The sequence below is a fragment of the Mesorhizobium sp. M7D.F.Ca.US.004.03.1.1 genome (assembly GCF_003998635.1).
Taxonomy (GTDB): Bacteria; Pseudomonadota; Alphaproteobacteria; order Rhizobiales; family Rhizobiaceae; genus Mesorhizobium; species Mesorhizobium loti.
The window spans coordinates 1-836 of sequence record NZ_RZQG01001502.1; the positions used below are offsets into that span (position 1 = coordinate 1).

At 61.8% G+C, this 836-nt stretch carries 2 protein-coding genes; both read right to left on the reverse strand.

Annotated elements, in window-relative coordinates; all coding sequences use genetic code 11:
- On the reverse strand, window positions 1-477 hold a 477-nt coding region (locus EN935_RS38255), incomplete at its 3' end, for an ABC transporter transmembrane domain-containing protein (RefSeq protein WP_245489169.1).
- A gap of 23 nt (window positions 478-500) precedes the next feature.
- The gene (locus EN935_RS38260) at window positions 501-809 is read right to left on the reverse strand and encodes a metalloregulator ArsR/SmtB family transcription factor (protein WP_127374356.1); all 309 of its coding nucleotides are present in this window, start codon (window positions 807-809) and stop codon (window positions 501-503) included.
- Window positions 810-836 lie beyond the last annotated feature (27 nt).

Sequence of the window (836 nt, forward strand, 5' to 3'; positions counted from 1 at the left end):
GAGCATGATGAAGCGCACGATCGTCTCGATGCCCTTGGTGCCGCGCTCGATAATGCGAGACAGGCCGCCGGTGCGGCGTTCCAAGTGAAAGCGCAGCGACAGTTGGTGCATGTGGACGAAGGTGCGGAACGCGAGCTGGCGCACCGCGTACTGGCCAACGCGCGCAAACAGCGCATCCCTTAGCTGGTTGAAGCCAAGTTGCACCAGGCGCACGACGTTGTAGGCAACGACCAGCATGACGGGCGCCAGCAGAAAGGTCGGCAGCGGCGGCACCGATTTGGCGTCACCGGCCAGCGCGTCGGCCGCCCATTTGAAAAAATAAGGACCGGCGACTAGCGTCAGCTTGGCGACGACCAGCAACAGCGTCGCCCAGGTGACCCGCGCCCTGAGATCAGCGCGATCCGCCGGCCACATGTAGGGCCACAAATTGAGCAGCGTCTTGAAGGTCGAGGAGTCGGAGACGGTTTTTTCGGCCATTTCTTGTGCCTTCTTCTTATCTTTCAGCGGCCGGAGCAGCAGGAATTAACGAGCGCGGCGACCGATGCGGAAACATCAGCGAGCGCGGCACGATCGACCTCGTAGCGCGAGCGCTGGCGGTCGGGCTCGAACCGGACCAGACCAGCCTCGACAAGTATCTTCAGGTGTTGGGAAACGGTGGACTGCGCCAAATCGAAACGGTCGACCACCTCACGGCAGCAGCAGGAGTTGTTGGCCGACAGATGCTTTATGATTTCGATACGTGCCGGATGCGAAAGCGCCGCCATGCGGGCGGCGATAGCGCGGCTATCGGAGACGACATCTTCCGGCAAACGGCAGTGGCCGGCGGATTCAAAAGG